Genomic DNA, 19364 nt, shown 5'->3' with positions numbered 1-19364 from the left:
TTCTGACTACCCGTGCGTCCAGGACTATAGTCATTAGTCATCAGTTCTTAGTGTAGAGCGGATTGCCGATCGCAGATTGCCGATCGCTATTGACCAATGACTGATGACTAATGACTGCTGACTATCGACTACTGACTAACAACTTCTGCATTGATTTTATCGACTACTCGGCGGAGGACTCCGTTGATGAAGCGATGTCCATCGTCACCGCTGTAGCGTTTTGCCAGTTGGACTGCTTCGTTGACGCTGACTTGTTCGGGTAAGCCGAGATATAGCATTTCGGCGATGGCGATTCTCATGATATCTCGATCGATCCGGGCCAACCGTTCTATTTGCCAGTCTACTAGCGCTTCCGAGAGCAATTCATCAATTTGAACACGGTTGGCGCTGACTTTCGTCAGGATTTGCAAAGCGTAGGTGCGGACATCTTGCTGGTTGGCTAGCTGGATCAGTTCTGGAAACTCCATTGCTGAACCGAGACGGTTGATTGCGGTTTGGGTGAGTTCGACTGCTTCCCGCACCATTGCTCTAGCACTTTGTATATCGGCGGCGCGGATTTCGCTGGCAAGCAGTTTGTCGCTACTCCGCTGCACTTCGGATGCTGCTGCTTCTAAGGATTCTTGAACTTCTGTTGTCAGGGTGCGGATGGCGGCGAGGAGAACATCTTGCAGTTTCTTGGCTTCTAAGAGTTCTGGATTCGTCGGCAGTTGGCTGATGCCGAGGAGTGCGAGTTCGCGTGCTGTTTCGCGGGCTTTTTTCATAATTTTTAGATAGGAATTGAGAATTTAGGAAGTTTTTCGATCGCGCGCGGACTTGAACTTTAGCAGAAAACTCGACTAAAAGCTCTACCAGACCGACAGTCTGACTCGCCAGCGGCGGGTAGTTTACAGATACTTCGCTGTCAAACCCAAGATTTATCCTTGAAACCGGGTTTCTGAGTTTAGGCTTTCTCGGTTTGGGCTGGTTTTGTCGAAATATTATCTGCTATGGGGAAAGTTTACACTGCCTTACGGGCGACTAAGGAATGAGAATTAAATAACTTCCACTCTTGAAAGTGGGATGGGCGTCCCGCCCGTCATGAGTGGACGGGCGGGACGCCCATCCCACAATAACAATTAAAATTGTAAGTTATTTAATTCGCGATCCTAAAGATGTCTTGGTTCAATCTTCTTCGACTGGGACAGGCTGGTATCTTGATTCGGATACAAAGGGTTCGAGTGTTTTGCCCTTGATGTTTTCGGGGGTTACTGCAATTGAGTTGTTGGGGTTGACGATGCCGCCGGAGATGATGACTTTAAAGGCATCTTCGATCGACATTGACAAGTTGACTAAATCTGCCTCCGGCACTATAGCGTACCATCCGGTAGTGGGGTTGGGAGTGGTGGGGATGAAAATGCCGATCGGGGTTTCACCGGAAAGGTGAGGTGGGATGTCGTTACTCTCGATCGTACCGGTCACAAATGCTAAAGTCCAGATTCCCCGCCGCGGATATTCCACTAACACCACGCGGCGAAATTTGTCGTTTGATTTGAGGAGGGTTCCCAGCAGTTGTTTGAGGGTTTTGTAAACCGAACCGGCTAGGGGAATTGCCTGCAACACCCGTTCGCCAAAGTCTAGCAGCCACTTACCGAAAATGTTGCGGGCCATTAAGCCGATGACTAAGATGCTCAGCAGGGGTACAGCCAGCCCTACTAAAAGATTGAGCAGATTCACCAAAATCGGGTGGAGTCCGTCAAAAGGGTTGATCTGCTTGGGAATTTTGGTGAGAAAATTGATCACCCAACTGGCGACGGTAATTGTCAGCCAGATGGTGGTAGCTAAGGGTATCACTACCAATAGTCCTGCGATCAGGTCGTTTTTTAAGTCTTGTTTGATGCGTTGGAGCACGGCGGGTCAAATCTCCTCGTAACTGGTTCCCAATAACCTGAATAAAGCTGAGACTAAAGCAACTGCACGGGCTTTACTGGATGTCACCATAGACGATCGTCTTCAATTCTGCTAAACCCTACCCTTTCTGAGGGGGAAGAGTTAGGGATCGCCGGTGCTGTACCTTTATTTTAAAGAATTATTGCAAGTTGGCGCTTGATTTTAATATATGCGGGCTGTGCAGCAGCTCACCGTATTGTATATTTTAAGACATTTTGGGTCGGTTCAATCAATAAGCCGATCGGTCAATCGATTTTAGATTTTAGATTTTAGATTTTAGATTTTAGAATTGACTTGCGCGAGATAAATGCTCTTTCTTGAGGATTTTCGATTTGGGATTGATTCCACGGATAAATCACGTGGCGAGTACCACATGAAGAAATTCGTGGTCAGAGACGGCCTGGGAGTCGAAGTGTAGCGAGTCCAAATAAAATTTTCTGTGATTTGTATCGGAAATTAATTGGTCGATCGAGCTTTCTCAGATTTTCGGCGGGGCGGCACTTCGTTTTACTTATATCTTGCACCCTTTTCCATAAGCTTTTTAGGGACGGGCTCTCCTGCCCATCCCACAATCAAATTCACTCTTTGACAGAACAGGCCGGAAAGCCTGTTCTTGAAAATGGTGCAACCTATGAGTTTTACCTGATATCTTGCACCATTCTCAATTAGCCCTAGGGGCGGGTTCGCCAACAGCCTTAAAGCTTGCAAATAGGTTCTATAAACCCGCCCGACCCCACGAAAAATCCTCTTATTGATATTGCTGCAAGATGTCAGATGTAACCGAATTCAGGGGAATATATGTAGGTTGAGTGCTGTGTGCCTGCAAAAATATATCTGTGGATAGATGCAGTGTAACCGGTGGCAACTAAATTAGCGGTAATTTTTGAGGGCGACTGCGCTCGACCATCCAAGCGTTGCCTACCATGCAACGCTTGGATGGTAGGCAAATCCGGCAAAAAGTAAAGCAGACATACCAGCAACTTTGACTTTTTTTGACAGGATTAATCGATATTCAGGAAATAAGGGCAGGATTCCAGCGAATTCCAGCTTGAGACGAGCGACAAAGCAATATAGAATTAACAGGGGCATCACTACAAAAAAATAATCTGCCAAACGAGGTAGCAGTAGTTAGGAGCAAGCGAGATAAATTACTACATAGCTAGTTGTTTCTAGCCAGAAGCGCGAAACTATTTGTTCAACAGGGTATAGCTAAACTGCTGCATACAAGCAAGACTCCAGCGGTGCCGATTCCTTGGAAACCGACGAAAGTTAAGGAAAAACAACCGTACTAGCCAATCAAGTCAGAGCGGGGATTCACCCCTCAGCAAGAAGCAATAGACTTGATGAGAATTTAGAATTGAGATATGAATGCTCAACTGATGAAACCAATTGGTTTTTACATTTTTTTATGCCATTCACAACCCAAGACTTTTTTTGGCTTCACTTAAAGCCGCAGCCCGATAAAATTTTGTATCCGCTAATTAATATTTAAGTAAAAGGAATTTTTGTGAAAACGCTCAGTATCCTCTTAGTAGAAGACAGTCCCCTAGATGCCGAACTGATTGAGGCATATCTAATGGATGGCGGGCTCCAATTTTCTCTGGTGTGTGTGGAAAATCGAGAAGACTTTGCCACGGCGCTGGAAAAACAAAGTTTTGACATTATTTTGGCAGATTATATGCTGCCTTGTTTTAACGGGATAGCGGCACTGGAAATCGCCCACACTACTTGTCCGGGAGTGCCTTTTATTTTTGTTTCGGCTACTTTGGGCGAGGAAGTGGCGATCGAAACTTTGAAAAGCGGGGCTACTGATTATGTTCTCAAACGCCGTTTGATACGCCTGGTGCCGTCGATTCAGCGGGCGCTGCGCGAAGTTCAAGAACGGAACGAGCGCAAGCAAGCGGAAGCACAGCAGCAGGAGAGCGAAGCTCGATTTCGGATTATGGCGGATACCGCGCCGGTAATGATTTGGATGTCGGACACTGACCAACTTGGCGATTACTTTAACAAAGTTTGGCTGGAGTTTACCGGTAGAACTTTGGCGCAAGAAATGGGCACGGGTTGGATGGAAAGCTTGCACCCAGATGACTTGCCAGAATGTCTGGATATTTACCAAAAAGCCTTCGACACTGGCAGCGAGTACCGGCTCGAATGCCGCCTGAGACGCTATGACGGGGAATACCGCTGGGTTTTGGGTACGGGCGTACCCCGGTACAGGCCCGATCGCACTTTTGCAGGTTACATCGGTTCTTACATCGATATTAGCGATCGAAAACTGGCAGAACAAGAACGCGCTGCCGCTTTGTCCCGCGAACAAGCAGCGAGGTTGCAAGCAGAAGAAACTGCTAAAGCGCTGCAATCGGCAAACGATCAAATTACTAACATTCTCGAAAGCATTACCGATGCTTTTATCGCTGTTGATTTAAATTGGAACTATACCTATGTCAACCACCAAGCTATTGAGCTGTTAGGCAGACCAAAAGCAGAACTGATTGGTAAAAAAGTTTGGGATATATTTCCCTGGGCTGTCGATTTACAGTTTTACAAAATGGCGACCAAAGCACTAGCAGAAAAGGTAACGATCGAGTATGAAGAATTCGTGCCGCTATGGAATAAGTGGTTGAAGGTGCGTTTTTATCCTTCCGATTCTGGTTTGTCGGCTTACATCCAAGACGTTAGCGATCGCAAGCACACAGAATCTGCACTTCAAGCTAGCGAAGAAAAGCTGAGAATGTTAGCCGAAGCTAACTTGATAGGAATTATCTTCGGGGATGTTAACGGCGGTATCATTGAGGCAAACGATGAATTTTTGCGGATAGTTGGTTACACGCGGGAACAGTTGCAGGGCGGTGAATTAAACTCGATTGATATCACGCCGCCGGAGTACCAGTCTCTCGATAAGAAGGGGATGGCAGAGGCACAAGCAACGGGGGCTTGCACTCCCTACGAAAAGGAATTCTGGAGGAGAGACGGCAGCCGGATTCCGGTGTTGATCGGATATGTTTTGCTGGCCCAAAAGCGGCAAGAATCTGTGGCTTTTATTCTCGATTTGACGGTTGGCAAGCAGTTGGAAAGAGAACTGCACGATCGAGCCCAGGAATTGGCGCGGGCGAACCGGATTAAAGACGAGTTTCTCGGAACTTTGTCCCACGAATTGCGAACGCCGCTGAATGCGATGCTGGGATGGGCGCAACTGCTGCGAAACCGCAAGTTTGACGAAAAAACGACTGTTCGGGCTCTGGAAACGATCGACCGCAATACACGATCGCTGGCAACTCTGATCGACGATTTGCTGGACGTGTCGCAGATTATTACCGGGAAACTGTCGCTGAATTTGCGGTGGGTGGATGTGATTTCGAGTGTTGAGGGTGCGATAGATACTCTCGCGCCCGCGATTGCTGCCAAAAATATTGAAATTGTGACGGATTTCGACCCAACTACCGGGCGGATTTTTGCCGATTCGGGCCGCTTGCAACAGGTAGCCTGGAATTTGCTGTCGAATGCGATTAAGTTTACTCCCGATGGCGGACAGGTGAGGGTGGGGGTGCGAAAGATGGAGAGGACTTTGGACTCTGAGGAATCCGCTTGCTGCAAAAATTTGTCGCCCGCTAGTGTCGAAATTGAGGTCAGCGACACGGGACAAGGGATTTCAGAAGAGTTTTTGCCGCACGTTTTCGAGCGGTTCAGCCAAGCTGACAGCTCTATAAGACGATCGTACAACGGATTGGGTTTGGGCTTGGCTCTAGTGCGACATTTTGTGGAAATGCACGGGGGGACGGTGCAAGCCGAATCTGCCGGGAAGGGAAAAGGATCGAGGTTTTTAGTGAAATTGCCAATTCAACAGCTTCATTGCGACGGCGGATTGTCTGTTGCTGGACTCGGGGAGTGGGCGATTCCTCAAAGCAAGGCGCGAGCCCCTGTAAAGGAGTCTTTTGTCAGCAGCAATCTTTCTGGACTGCGGGTATTGGTGGTCGATATCGACGCGGATTCCCTGGATTTTGCCTGTACAGTGCTCGAAGATTGCGGGGCCCAGGTGGAGACTGCTAGCTCTGGAAAGGATGCTCTGGAGGCGATTGAAAGGCTGAATCCGAATGTGTTGGCGATCGATATCGGGATGCAGGCCCTTGATGGAGAGGCTTTGCTGCAACAAGTGCGATCGCGGATGGTGGACAGGGAAATTCCGGCGTTGGCCTTCACGGCGGTTGGTAGGGTAGAGGAACGGGTACGGGCACTGCAGGAAGGTTTTCAAATTTATGTACCCAAGCCGATCGAGCCTGCTGAGTTGGTGGCGGTGGTGGCAAGTTTGGCGGGACGCCGGAAGGATTTTAGATTTTAGATTTTAGATTTTAGATTGACTCGGCGATGACGGATGTCGTAACTACAAACCAATTTTCTTGCATTCGAGCGATCGGATAATTCCTAGGACTAAGGCTAACTGGCACTAGATACTTAAAATTTAAGCTTTATTTGCGAGACTTGCCCGGTTGTCCTAATCCTGCCGAAAAACTTTTTTTAGTATTAGTTAGACTTAGAGCTAATTTGTCAAGTCCCGAAAGTTATGAATTTAATTTAGGTCACAGTGTGTAGTTTTTGATACTGATAGCAGTTTCTCAAAGGAATGCAACTGTAGACAAGTTTCAAACCCTGATAATCATCAGTAGTCGGACTTCTCAAATCTCAAATCTCAAATCTCAAATCTCAAATCGATAGATTCTAAGGAATGAGAATTAAATAACTTCCACAAGATTGTGGGACGGGCGGGACGCCCATCCCACAATAACAATTAAAATTGTAAGTTATTAAATTCGCGATCCTAAGTTACACTTAACCTAATTTGTCATACCCCAAAAGTTATAAATTTAATTTAAGTCAAAGTTTTTAGCTTTTGATCAGAGGTGCAGGGACGATCGCCCATCACACTATCTCCTCAAATATCAAGTTCAGCAACCAGATGCTTCATGAGAAAAATATGCGGCCGGCGTAAATGCTTCTAACACGCCTCTATTGCCCGCCCTGCAAAGATTTTTGGTTTTTTGGATGTGGACTTATCGCCCGCTTCCCACTATCTATGGCTAGATACCAATTGCACCCGACCGGCATCCATTTCATCCATTAATAACTCTAAAGCCTCATAATCAATATCCGAGATGTACCCCAAACGGGTGAGCTCGTAGTTGATTTCGTTTTCAATGTCAGGCGTCAACTGCTTAATGTAGAGGGCTTTTTCTACAAGTTGACGAATAGCATGAGTTGCTTGCATAGTAAGTCGGAGAACTCCGTACATTTTTATTCTCCTCTGAAGTGTCTAGCAAACAGGTGATCTAGATCAGAACTCACAAGTGATTTAAATTACAATGTTCAGTTTTATCTAACAGCTAGGGCCAAGTCGATCGCAATTTTTATAGTTACCAAGACTCAACCTGCAGGTATCAATAAAAAATAGTATAGTAGCTTACGTTTCCTCCCCAAATCTTATGCAAAACTTCATAAAAAAGAGTCAATAAATAAAGATTCAGTAAAACTACTGACAACAACTGGTCAGTTTGCCTCGGATTAAGTTAGGCTCAGAGGAATCAAGTAGGTTTAGGCTTACATCCGTCCAGCGCAGTAGTTGAAAATACGTAGCAATCATAGGTTTGACATATGCAGACACTTCTTGCCCATAAACCAATTACGGTGATTCGACCCCTAGACTACCTGAATGCAGCCACCTGCGGAGAATTCGGCGTACAACTAATGACAGCAATTGCAGCCCCCGGTGTTGTATCGGTACTCGTAGATTTGGACGCGGTAAAATTTATTGACAGTGCAGGTTTGATGGCATTGGTTTCGGGCCTCAAGCAGGCGAAAAAAATGGGGCGCAGGTTTAGTCTTTGCTCGGTATCCCCTGGGATTAAGATGATTCTGGAACTCAGCCAACTGGATCGAGTGTTTGAGATATTTGAAAATGTCGATAGCTTTGAAGCCGAAAACTCCTGCGTAAAACAACACTGATAGAGCCTCCTGGGCGACGAGAACAGGCAAAAAAACACAGCAAATTCGGTTAAATGCCCGAAAAGACAGACGACTGTCGTTGGCGTGTTGGCAGATTTTAAGGTAGGCTGCTTAAGAGTCGCAACTATTTAGCGAGTCGAGCCGTGGCAGTAAAAGTCGAAGAATTACTTACAGCAGAGATTAATCAGCCTGCTCGTTATCTGGGAAACGAATTGGGGGCGACGCACAAGCCTTGGGACGCGGCGTCTGTGCGCTGGGTTCTCACTTACCCAGAAGTTTATGAAGTTGGTGCTTCCAATCTGGGGCACATCATCCTTTACAACATTTTGAACGCAGGGCCGAGACAGTTGTGCGATCGGGCTTATTTGCCCGCCGCCGACTTGGCAGCAAAACTGCGATCGACCAAAACTCCGCTGTTTGCCGTAGAATCGAGGCGATCGCTCACAGAATTTGATATTCTGGGCTTCAGCCTCAGCTACGAACTCGGAGCCACAAACATTCTGGAAATGCTGGATTTAGCCGGCATTCCCCTAACTTGGCAAGAAAGAGCGACCAATCCCCAAAACGGTCAAATGCCACTGATTTTTGCTGGCGGGCAAACGGCAACTTCCAACCCCGAACCCTACGCAGACTTTTTTGACTTCATCGCTTTGGGAGATGGAGAAGAGTTGCTGCCAGAAATTGGCTTGATTTTGGCAGAAGGCAAAACAAATAATTTGAGCCGAGAAGCATTGCTGCTGGATTTAGCGCAAATTCCAGGCGTCTACGTCCCGCAATTCTACGATATGGCGGCCGACGGTTCCGTTCATCCCAACCGCCCGCAAGTTCCAGAACGAATTCTGCGCCGCGTGGCAACTCCGATACCAGCTTATTCGATCGGCCTGGTTCCCTACGTCCAAACAGTACACGACAGGCTGACAGTAGAAATCCGCCGGGGATGCACTCGCGGCTGTCGCTTCTGTCAGCCGGGAATGCTGACTCGCCCCGCGCGCGATGTCGAACCGCAGCAAGTCGTAGAGGCGATCGAACAGGGGATGCAAGCCACCGGGCACAGCGAGTTTTCCCTGCTTTCCCTCAGTTGTTCCGACTATCTGGCACTCCCAGCAGTCGGCATGGAAATCAAAAATCGCCTGAAAGATAAAAATATTTCTCTGTCTCTACCCAGCCAGCGGGTTGACAGATTTGACGATAATATTGCCGACATTCTCGGCGGTACGCGACAAGGCGGTTTGACTTTTGCGCCGGAAGCTGGTACTCAGCGGATGCGCGACATCGTTAACAAAGGTTTGACCAACGAAGAATTGCTTCGGGGTGTCAAAACTGCGGTCGATCGCGGCTGGGATAAAATCAAGCTGTATTTTATGATCGGTTTGCCGGGAGAAACAGATTTTGATGTTCTCGGCATCGCCGAAACAGTCCGCTGGCTGCACAGGGAATGCAGGATCAATGGCCGGCGGGGACTGAATTTTAACTTGACAATTTCTAATTTTACCCCTAAGCCTCACACTCCTTTTCAGTGGCACTCGGTTTCTACTGCTGAGTTTTCCCGCAAGCAAAAACTCCTGAAGGAAGAGTTTCGGGGGATGCGGGGCGTCAAGGTGAATTACACTGATGTGCGGATTTCGGCAATGGAGGATTTTGTCGGACGGGGCGATCGACGTTTGGGCGCTGTAGTCCGCCGCGCTTGGGAACTTGGCGCGGGTATGGATGCGTGGTGGGAAAGCTTGGATCAGGCTTACAAAGCTTGGACTCAGGCGATAGATGAGTCGGGCCTTACCTGGAAATACCGCCAAGTCGAAAGCGGCGAGTGGAATCTTTTTGATAAGGAAGAGGAGCACGACACGGATGCGGACACGGATACACGGATGAATTTGACGGCGGGGGCGGGCACGGGGGCACCGCTTCTACTGGATCAACCTTTGCCTTGGGATCATTTAGATACGGGAATCGACAAAAACTGGCTGAAAATTGACTTGCAAAAGGCTTTGGAAGCAGCGACGGTTCCCGACTGTTCCTTTGAAGGGTGTTCGCGCTGCGGGGTTTGTGGCACCGATTTCGGACACAATGTGGTTGTGGATGCGCTGCCAATTCCTGAGTTTGCTGGGGAGTTTGTCCCGAATACGGAGCGGAAACAGCGTTTGCGGGTTTGGTTCGGGAAGGTGGGCGATATGGCTTTGGTTGGTCATTTGGATTTGATCCGATTGTTCGATCGAGTAGTCCGCAGAGCCGATTTGCCGATTTCGTTTACCGGCGGGTTTCACCCGAACCCTCGGATTTCTCTGGCAAATGCTCTGCCTCTGGGTGTTACCAGCACTGGGGAAATTGCCGACTTTGAGCTCACTGAGTCGATCGATATTGAGAGTTTTCGGGAAAAGTTGGGGGCTAAGCTGCCGGAAAATATTCCGATTTACAAGGTTGAGTCGATCGATCTTAAGGCTCCTTCTGCTAACCAGTTGTTAGAAGCAGCGGAGTACGTGATTACTGTGGCTTTAGGGGGTTCGCTGACAGAAAATGGCGAATTAGACCATGAAAATTCTGCTCCTGTCTCCGTGGCTCCTGATGCCAACTGGGAAGCTTGGGTCAAGACGATCGCCGAAACCGAGGCTTTTTGGCGGGTGCATACTACTAAGTCGGGAAAGACGAAGGATGTCAATTTGCGCGATCGGCTGCACAAACTAGAACTTGTAGAGCACAAACCCGACAGCAGCACATCTGCTAGGGGTGCTACATCCGAAGGTAGAGCCGTCTTGCGGTTTACCGGCAGTTGTCGCAGCGATGGCAACTTGCTAAAGCCAGAACATATTGTGTTCATGCTCGAACAAGTCAGCCAGCAGGAAATTCAGCTTCTACAGGTTGAGCGTAGTCAGCTAATCCTGGGTTATGGTTAAAATAGGGAAGCCGCGGTGGAATATTTCACCTTCGGCTTTCGATCGGGATGTGTCGTTTCACGCTATAATCGCTTGTTATGGAAGCCGCGGTGGCTCGAGCGCTTTAGTCGCTCGCCGCCCTCGTCAACCAGCAACGCGGGCTGGGTGCAATTTGCTTCTGTTCAAGACTTTAAGCCTTTTTGTTGTACATTCACGGGCTAAATCTAGCGCCAAACCCGCCGGAGCGGGGTCTGAACCAAATTTAGCGATTAATTTCGATCGACTGGTTGTCGGTGGTCGGCTTATTCAAAAATTTTACGGTTCAAACCGCAGAGCGGGTATTCAACAATAAATGTTTTTGGCGGGTCAAAAAACGGAGATAAGCCCCCGACTTAAGTCGTGGAGAACCAAAAATTTTAGACTTTAGATTAAAGTTCCAGCTCCCAGATTCATCTGTGGAGTAAATCTAAAATCTAAAATCTAAAATCTAAAATCTAAAATCGACTGACCCGTCAAAAAACGGAGATAAGCCCCCGACTTAAGTCGTGAAGAACCAAAAATTTTAGATTTTAGACTCTAGTTCAATCTCCTAGATTCATCTGTGGAGTAAATCTAAAATCTAAAATCTAAAATCTAAAATCGACTGACCCGTCAACAAACGGAGATAAGCCCCCGACTTAATTCGTGGAGAACCAAAAATTTTAGATTTTAGACTCTAGTTAAATGTCCCAGATTCATCTGTGGAGTAAATCTAAAATCTAAAATCTAAAATCTAAAATCGACTGACTAGGTTTTAGGGTTGGCAGGGGCGGAGGTTGCAGTCGAATGCCAAGCTGCGGTATGTTGAGTGCGATCGCACAAGAATTCAACAAAAGTCCTTACGCTTTCACTCCTACCTACTTTCCCTCAAAACCAGCCCTCAACCACCACGCAAGCGGAGTTATCAGTTCGTAGTGTTAAGTTGTGTGTTAAGAAATTAGTACGGTGTCAATGAATTTATTCGCGCTCGTTCAAAGGAAGAGTTGTAAGTGTTGAATTTTGAGTATTGATTTCGCAATTGTCAACTCAAATCTCAATATTGCTAACTCGATAAAAGCCTCCTTATTTCTATCTCTCAGATTTATCTGCTGAGCATAACTCATAACTCTGTACGGGCGGGTTTAACTACTTTATCTGTAACAGTTAACAGTGAACAGTCAATAGTTAACAGTTAACAGTGAACGGTCAACAGTTAACTTTCTTTCCACCCTGCACCAACTCACAGCTAATAACTCTTCAAGCTACTACTAATTACAGTCTAAGTCAGAGGCACTATGAGTGCGTAAGTGTCTCTAACTTGCTGCCAGTTTTTTGAGGAAATTGAATGACAAAGCAGATAGTTATAGCAGAGCAGCATCGCATTGCTGCCGTATTTTCAGAAGATCAAATCCAAGAACTTGTGGTAGCCACAGGCAGCCACCAAGTCAGTGACATTTACTTGGGAATTGTTGAAAATGTACTCCCTGGGATAGATGCGGCCTTCGTCAATATTGGCGACCCAGAACGTAACGGGTTTATGCACGTCACAGACCTCGGCCCGCTGCGCCTTAAACGCTCGGCAGGAGCAATTACAGAACTCCTGACCCCCCAGCAGAAAGTGGTGGTACAGGTAATGAAAGAACCGACGGGCAGCAAAGGCCCCCGGCTAACAGGCAACATTACCCTGCCCGGCCGCTATTTGGTACTGATGCCCTACGGCAGGGGAGTCAATCTCTCGCGGCGGATCAAGTCGGAAGCCGAGCGCAACCGCCTCAGAGCCCTGGCTATTTTGGTGAAACCGGCCGGGATGGGGCTGCTGGTACGCACTGAAGCTGAAGGGATGACTGAAGAAGCCATCATGGAAGATTTGGAAGTGCTCCAAAAACAGTGGGAAGCTGTTCAACTCGAAGGCGGTACTTCGCGGGCGCCGGCACTGCTCAACCGGGATGACGATTTTATCCAGCGGGTGCTGCGGGATATGTTCAGCGGTGACGTGAATCGGATTGTGGTGGACTCGCAAAATGGAATTAAGCGGGTGAAGCAGCAGTTGATGAGCTGGAACGGTGGTAAACTTCCTGCGGGAGTTTTGATCGACCACCACCGAGAGCGCGCCTCGATTTTAGAATTTTTCCGGGTTAACGCTGCGATTCGAGAAGCCCTCAGACCAAGGGTTGATTTGCCTTCGGGTGGTTATGTGATTATCGAGCCGACTGAGGCGCTGACGGTGATTGATGTCAACTCTGGCTCGTTTACTCGATCGGCCACGGCTAGGGAAACGGTACTCTGGACAAATTGCGAAGCAGCCACGGAAATTGCTAGACAACTGCGGTTACGCAATATTGCCGGGGTGATTATTGTTGACTTTATTGACATGGAATCCCGCCGCGATCAGTTGCAGGTGCTGGAACATTTCAATAAAGCTCTCAAAGCTGACAAAGCTCGACCGCAAATCGCTCAACTGTCGGAATTGGGGCTGGTAGAACTGACTCGCAAGCGCCAAGGTCAAAATATTTACGAGTTGTTCGGCCACAGTTGCCCTACTTGCAGCGGGTTGGGTCATCTGGTGCACTTGCCGGGGGAAGAAGACTTCGCCGCAGCGGTGCGGGAATCGGGCGATCGCACTGTTGCTACGTCGAACCGCGTTTTGTTGAATTTGCCAGAAGGATTGGAACGTCGCAGCTTGACGCCTGTGGCGGCTGCAACTTCTGCCCCGGTGCGGGAAGAACGCCCCCCCGAACCTGCTAGGGCTGCTTGGGAGCCTCAAAGCGAAAGTTTGGATTTTGAGAGCGGCAGCAACGCATCGCCTTTGGACTTGCTCAACCATCCCAGCTATCAGGATTTGGGGAACGGAACTAGACGGCGCCGCCGCCGCCGGATTGGCGAAGAGCCTTTTGCTCTCCCGGCGGAGGAGGAACCGGTACGTAGCAAGTTGCGACTGCCGAATACTTCGAGCGCGCCCGTTGCGGATACGCGCTCTGAGTATCTGGCACCCCCCGGCATCCGGGCGGCTTCGGAGGGCTTCGGGCTGGTGAATATGGCTACTGTTGGCAGGCGCGAGGATTTCGAGCGTGTGCGTCCGGCTAAGTCTGAGTTGATGAAGCCGATGGTGGAGCCTCCGGAGGTGATTTCGGTGGAAATGACGGCGGAGGAGCAGGATGTTTATGCTCTGATGGGGGTTTCTCCTTTGGTGCTTACTGATCGCAGTGTCAAAAATCCTAAGAATGCGATCGTTTCGGTGACTCTCCCCGGAGCGGCCCCGAACAAGCCGCCTTTCGAGCAGCTCGAATTTGAATTTGAAGCGACGACGCCTCCCCAGAATGTTGAGGATGAGGAACGGGATTATTATCCAGAAAGGTCGGTAGTTGAGCCTGTTTTTTCTGAGGCCGATGATGATGATGATGATGATGATGATGTCCAAATTTATGGCGAGAGTTTGATCGACGAAACTGATGATTTTGATCGGATGGAGGAACCCAGTGATGTGATGGACGAATCCCAGGAGCCGATCTCACTCAATGAGCCGATCTCACTCAATGAGCCGATCTCACTCAATGAGCCGATCTCACTCAATGAGCCGCTCCAATCCCCTGAGCCGCTCCAATCCCCTGAGCCGATCGAATCAAGCGAACCCGAGGAGCCTGCTATCAACCGTCGCCGGCGCCGTCGCTCATCTGCCCTTGTGGATGAATAGTTATGAAAGAAGAGGGAAGAGAGAAGAGGAAAGAAAGAAGAGGGAAGAAGGAAGAAGTTGAAATTTTTACTCTCTTCCCATCTTTCCATCTTCCCCTTTCCCCCTCTCCCTCGAATGCTCTGGTAATTGCGGGTGTGGATGAAGTCGGACGAGGCGCTTTGTTCGGGCCGGTGGTGGCTGCAGCCTGCATTTTGCCCGACGAAGTTCTCGATGAATTAGCAAGTTCCGGGGTTCGCGACAGCAAGCAGTTGAGTGCCACAGCCCGGAGTCGGTTAGCTGTGAAAATCCGGGCTGTGGCGGTTGACTGTCAAATTGGTGTGGCTTCGGTGCGGGAGATCGATCGCCTCAATATTTTGCAGGCTTCTTTGTTGGCGATGAAACGGGCGATTTTGAAGTTGAAGGTGACGCCGGATTTGTGTTTGGTTGACGGGAATCAAAGGATTCCCAATTTGGCGATCGAGCAAGAGACGATGATTAAAGGTGATGCGCGATCGATTCAGATTGCTGCAGCTAGTATTGTGGCGAAAGTTTGGCGCGATGAATTAATAATACGTTTGGCTGTTAAGTATCCTGAATATGACTTGACAAATAACAAAGGATATGGAACAGCTAAACATAAATTGGCTTTGGAACGCTGCGGTGTATCTGTCTTTCACCGATTATCATTTAGCCCTTGTCAAAAATAGTTAGTTGTATCTGAAATGTTGCACCAATGTCAATAAGCTTTTATGAACAGGCTTTTCGGCCTGTTCCACAAAGAGTGAATTTCCTTGTGGAACAGGCCGAAAAGCCTGTTAAGCGAGAATGGTGCAATATCTCAGTTGGATCTCACATCTTGCACCATTCTCAACTAGCCCTTGCATTTTGTCCCAAAAGGTGAAAGAAAGGGCGTAAAAACAATCAGGTAGGTCAATGTTAACCATTCGTGAACGAACCTGACTGTCAACGGATTACCGTTAGACCGCAGGCTTCTTTTTCCTTTTTTGCAAAGGCTTTTTATAGTGAGGTAGTTCCACCCCCACTTGCTAATATAGTACCAGAGTATTTCCAGGTTATCAAGAGGTATAAAAGAATAATTGTCGCTTTGGGTACCTACACCCGACGAGCCTTTCATCACGCGGGCGTAATTCCCAACGGGGTAAGGGGCGCAGCGCTCAGATTAATCCCCTCTAAATATACGTCCGGGACTTCCCGGCTGGTAGTTAAACAGTAAGTACCAGTATTATTAGTCGCTTTCTCAATCATTACCAATGGTAAGTGCGGGCAGTAATTCGAGTTGAGATCAAAGCCAGGGTTTTAGTAATACAGAACATAAGCAAAACTTCTCTATTTAACTGGTTCCCAAGCTCTGCCTGGGAACCGATGTAAGCGAGGCTCTGCCTCGGCCCAGACTATGGAGGCTCTTCCTCCGGATATGCGTTACCAGGCTCTTCCTGGTAACGAGTATAATCATTTAGGATTGCTATAGTAATACAGAACATAAGCAAAACTTCTCTATTTAGGGTTCCATACCCACGGTACCTTACCGCTTTAGTCCGAGCCAGTTTTATGAGGACTTTAGTCCTCACTAGAAACCGCGACTCGTTATCTCGATACGATCGCCCCGATCGCACTTTAGGATTGTTTGATTGGTTGTTCGATCGGCAACTCTATGATAAACTCGGCTCCGTGACCGAGTGCAGACACGCAGCTAAGTTTGCCACCGTGTTCTTGGACAACTTTGTAGGAAATGGACAGGCCTAAACCGGTGCCTTTGTCGGCGGGTTTGGTGGTAAAAAAAGCCTCGAATAACTGCTGGGAAACTTCTTCTGGCATACCGGGGCCGTTGTCAGAAATCCTAATTACAGCATTAGAGTTTTGGACTTCTGTCCTAATTTTAATCTTGCTGCGGTTAGCTTTGACTTCAGCAACTGAACGCCCTTCGTTGTATTCCTCGATCGCGTCGATCGCATTTCCGATCAAATTCATAAATACCTGATTGATTTTCCCAGCATAACACTCAACCAAAGGCAAATTTCCATAGTCCTTAATTACCGCAATTTCGGGATAGTTACCTCTGGCTTTCAGGCGACTTTGCAGAATCAGCAACGTTCCTTCAATGCCTTCGTGCAGGTTAACTTTGCTCATTTGAGAATCATCTTTGCGGGAGAAATTTCTGAGCGATCGCACGATTTCCCGAATGCGATCGGCCCCAACCTGCATCGAAGACATTGCTTTCGGCAAATCTTCTAACAGAAAGTCTAATTCGATATCCTTAATTTGAGCTTGAATTGCTGCCGGCGGCTGCGGGCAGTGCTTCTGGTACATATCGAGCAAATTCAGCAAATCTTCGGTGTAGTGGCCCACGTGGACGAGATTGCCGCAGACGCTGCTAACAGGATTGTTAATTTCGTGAGCAACACCGGCTACCATTTGACCGAGAGTAGACATTTTCTCAGTGTGAATCAGTTGAGCTTGAGTTTGCTGCAATTCGTGCAAAGTATTTTCGAGTTGAAGTTTTTGTTGGGTTAACTCTGTTTGCGATCGCCGCAAAGCTTCTTCACTGCGTTTCTGCTCGGAAATATCAGTAATTAACCCTTCTAAAGCTATCAATTCTCCCGAGTCGGAAAACACTCCCAAACCTTGCTCCCAAACCCATTTTAATTCGCCATTTTTAGAAGTAATTCGGTAATTTAGCTGATAGGGTCGATTTTCTTGTAAAGCAACTTGCACGGCATTCCACAAATTCTCGCGATCGTCTGGGTGAGTCAATTCCGATATAGAAACTTGCCGAGTGCCGATAAATTCTTCAGGAGAATAGCCGGCTAACTGATAGCAACCTTCGCTGACAAACTCCATACTGCGATCGGCATCGTTGCGAAAACGGTAGGCCATTCCCGGCAAATTGCTCATCAGCGTCGCCAAGGCCCGCTGGCTTTCCCGTAGGGCTTCTTCGGCGTGTTTGCGATCGGTAATATCCGTCATCACCGCCAGCATACAGAGTTCGCCGTCCAAATTAATCAACTCTGCTGACAGCAAACACACCACCACCGATCCCGACTTCATCCTAAACTCACATTCCTGATTGCGAACAACACCTTGTTCGTGTAAAATTTGCCTAAAATTCACTCGATCTTCCGGTCTTACCCAAATATTTAACCCCGGTACTGTATTCCAGGTCGTTTCTTCTAAATCATAACCAGTCATCAACAAAAAACTATCATTAACTTCAATAAAACGACCCTCAGCAAAAGTAGTAATAATCATCGGATCTGGGCTTGAGCGAAAAGCCTTAGAAAACTTTTCTTCCGATAAACTCAACTTTTTAATAGCCTCTTCCAACTGACTTGTCCGCTCTTTAACCCGGCATTCCAATACCTCATTAGCCTGCTTCAATGCTTCCTCAGCCTGCACCCGATAAGTGATATCGCGCACCACGCCTTGCAGCCCAATTTTGCCGCCGATATCCATAGAAGTTAGCAGCACTTCCGCCGGAAACTCAGAACCATCCAAACGACGGTGTCGCCAGTCAAAACGGCAATTTCCCGATCGCAAAGCCGTATTAATTCGCTCTTGAGAAAGACTCATAGAATCTTGTCCGTCCGGTTGCAACGGCGGGCTGAACTCCGAAGGATGCTTGCCGCAAAACTCCGACTCAGTGCTGCATCCAAATAACTTTAAAGTAGCCGGATTGCAATCCAAAAAACCCTCTTCGTCTAGCAGCATTACCGCATCAGTCGTCGATTCGTACAAAGTGCGAAACTTTTTTTCCGACGCCTGCAAAGAAGCAATCAACTGCATCTTTTCCTCAGCCGCCCGCTTTTGCTCAGTAATATCCTGCATTACTTGAGAAAAGCCCTGCAACTTTCCCCTTTCATCGCGCAAAGGAGTAACAATAATATTCGCCCAAAATCGCGATCCGTCTTTGCGAAGCCGCCAGCCTTCATTTTCGTATCTACCTTCGGCCACAGCCCGGATTAATTTTTCTTTGTGCTTGCCGATTTCAATATCATCTTTAGTGAAAAAACACTCCGAATTATTGCCAACTATTTCATGAGATATGTATCCCAAAATGCGTTCTGCACCAGAATTCCAGCTAGCTACATACCCATCTGGATCTAACATAAATATAGCGTAATCCTTAACCCCTTCTATTATTAAGCGCAGGCGTTCTTCGCTTTCTCGAAGTGCAGATTCTGCTTGCTTGCGCTGAGTGATATCTTCTACAAAACCTTCGTAGTAGAGCAATTTCCCTGATTCATCGCAGACAGCCCGCGCATTTTCAGCGATCCAAATTATTGTTCCATCTCGGCGATAAATTTGCGACTCAAAATCTGATACGATGCCCTTTTCTTGCAAAGCACAAACAAACTGATCGCGGCGATCGGGATTGACGTAAAGCTGATCGCTAATATCAGTCAGACAGCCCATTAATTCTTCAGCAGAATTATATCCGTAGATGCGAGCCAAAGCTGGGTTAGCGCTGATGTAGCGACCGGATTGGGTTGTTTGAAAAATACCCGACACAGCATTTTCAAACATACTATAATATTTTGCTTCCATTTGGTGCAGTGCCTCCGCGACATTCAGGCATTCTATTGCTTTATTTCCTAATTTTTGATTTCCCACTTTTGAATACCCTGCTCTTGTGTGTGAGTTGAATATTTTTGCTCTACCGCCTGTTAAAATTTAGCCGTTAGTTAGGCTGAAAGATGGTGTGTCGCAACCGGAGACGAGTGTGTTTATTCATCTGTCCTACTGGGCGGTTAGTTGTTAGTGATTGCTGAAATTTTAGTCGATCGGGTATTTATTTGAGGCTTGACTGGCTGTCACGATCGCATTGGCACATCGATCGGCCTGCGGTGCAGGTGTTCGAGCAAAACCCGCTC

Annotated in this window: 10 protein-coding genes; 6 read left to right on the top strand and 4 right to left on the bottom strand. The window is 47.7% G+C overall.

What is annotated here, in order from left to right; all coding sequences use genetic code 11:
• Nucleotides 1-128: 128 nt before the first annotated feature.
• Together nusB and QUB39_RS17115 are read right to left on the bottom strand one after the other, a co-directional pair.
• Nucleotides 129-761 (bottom strand): transcription antitermination factor NusB, encoded by a 633-nt coding sequence (gene nusB, locus QUB39_RS17120; protein ID WP_333058376.1) that lies wholly within the window; start codon nt 759-761, stop codon nt 129-131.
• A 400-nt stretch (nt 762-1161) separates the two neighbouring features.
• Nucleotides 1162-1887, bottom strand: a complete 726-nt coding sequence (locus QUB39_RS17115; protein WP_333058302.1) for a DUF502 domain-containing protein — start codon at nt 1885-1887, stop codon at nt 1162-1164.
• 1546 nt (nt 1888-3433) lie between these two features.
• Between QUB39_RS17115 and QUB39_RS17110 the strand changes: the two genes are divergently transcribed.
• A complete protein-coding gene (locus QUB39_RS17110) occupies nt 3434-6262 on the top strand; it encodes a PAS domain S-box protein (RefSeq protein WP_333207647.1) in 2829 nt (942 codons plus the stop codon).
• A 726-nt stretch (nt 6263-6988) separates the two neighbouring features.
• Here the strand turns inward: QUB39_RS17110 and QUB39_RS17105 are convergent.
• Nucleotides 6989-7186, bottom strand: a complete 198-nt coding sequence (locus QUB39_RS17105) for a hypothetical protein (RefSeq protein WP_333058304.1) — start codon at nt 7184-7186, stop codon at nt 6989-6991.
• Between the two features lie 383 nt (nt 7187-7569).
• Between QUB39_RS17105 and QUB39_RS17100 the strand changes: the two genes are divergently transcribed.
• From QUB39_RS17100 to QUB39_RS17080, 5 genes are all read left to right on the top strand, one after another.
• On the top strand, nt 7570-7920 hold the full coding sequence (locus tag QUB39_RS17100; RefSeq protein ID WP_333058300.1) for an STAS domain-containing protein: 351 nt from the start codon (nt 7570-7572) through the stop codon (nt 7918-7920).
• Nucleotides 7921-8063: 143 nt separating this feature from the next.
• Nucleotides 8064-10808, top strand: a complete 2745-nt coding sequence (locus QUB39_RS17095; protein ID WP_333058299.1) for a TIGR03960 family B12-binding radical SAM protein — start codon at nt 8064-8066, stop codon at nt 10806-10808.
• 804 nt (nt 10809-11612) lie between these two features.
• The gene (locus QUB39_RS17090) at nt 11613-11741 is read left to right on the top strand and encodes a hypothetical protein (protein ID WP_333058298.1); all 129 of its coding nucleotides are present in this window, start codon (nt 11613-11615) and stop codon (nt 11739-11741) included.
• Between the two features lie 409 nt (nt 11742-12150).
• The gene (locus tag QUB39_RS17085; protein ID WP_333058297.1) at nt 12151-14496 is read left to right on the top strand and encodes an Rne/Rng family ribonuclease; all 2346 of its coding nucleotides are present in this window, start codon (nt 12151-12153) and stop codon (nt 14494-14496) included.
• A 2-nt stretch (nt 14497-14498) separates the two neighbouring features.
• Nucleotides 14499-15182, top strand: a complete 684-nt coding sequence (locus QUB39_RS17080) for a ribonuclease HII (RefSeq protein WP_333207648.1) — start codon at nt 14499-14501, stop codon at nt 15180-15182.
• A 928-nt stretch (nt 15183-16110) separates the two neighbouring features.
• Here the strand turns inward: QUB39_RS17080 and QUB39_RS17075 are convergent.
• Nucleotides 16111-19104 (bottom strand): PAS domain S-box protein, encoded by a 2994-nt coding sequence (locus QUB39_RS17075; RefSeq protein WP_333058295.1) that lies wholly within the window; start codon nt 19102-19104, stop codon nt 16111-16113.
• Nucleotides 19105-19364: the final 260 nt, after the last annotated feature.

It is taken from the genome of Microcoleus sp. AT8-B5, from assembly GCF_036705565.1.
Taxonomy (GTDB): Bacteria; Cyanobacteriota; Cyanobacteriia; order Cyanobacteriales; family Microcoleaceae; genus Microcoleus.
The sequence above is the reverse complement of the archived record's forward strand: the minus strand, read 5'-3'. Positions and strand labels throughout refer to the sequence as shown.

Bases quoted from the DNA above. Each gene is read 5' to 3' on its own strand.
- nusB (WP_333058376.1), bottom strand. From the start codon at position 761: ATGAAAAAAGCCCGCGAAACAGCACGCGAACTCGCACTCCTCGGCATC.
- QUB39_RS17105 (WP_333058304.1), bottom strand. From the start codon at position 7,186: ATGCAAGCAACTCATGCTATTCGTCAACTTGTAGAAAAAGCCCTCTAC.
- QUB39_RS17100 (WP_333058300.1), top strand. From the start codon at position 7,570: ATGCAGACACTTCTTGCCCATAAACCAATTACGGTGATTCGACCCCTA.
- QUB39_RS17090 (WP_333058298.1), top strand. From the start codon at position 11,613: ATGCCAAGCTGCGGTATGTTGAGTGCGATCGCACAAGAATTCAACAAA.
- QUB39_RS17085 (WP_333058297.1), top strand. From the start codon at position 12,151: ATGACAAAGCAGATAGTTATAGCAGAGCAGCATCGCATTGCTGCCGTA.
- QUB39_RS17080 (WP_333207648.1), top strand. From the start codon at position 14,499: ATGAAAGAAGAGGGAAGAGAGAAGAGGAAAGAAAGAAGAGGGAAGAAG.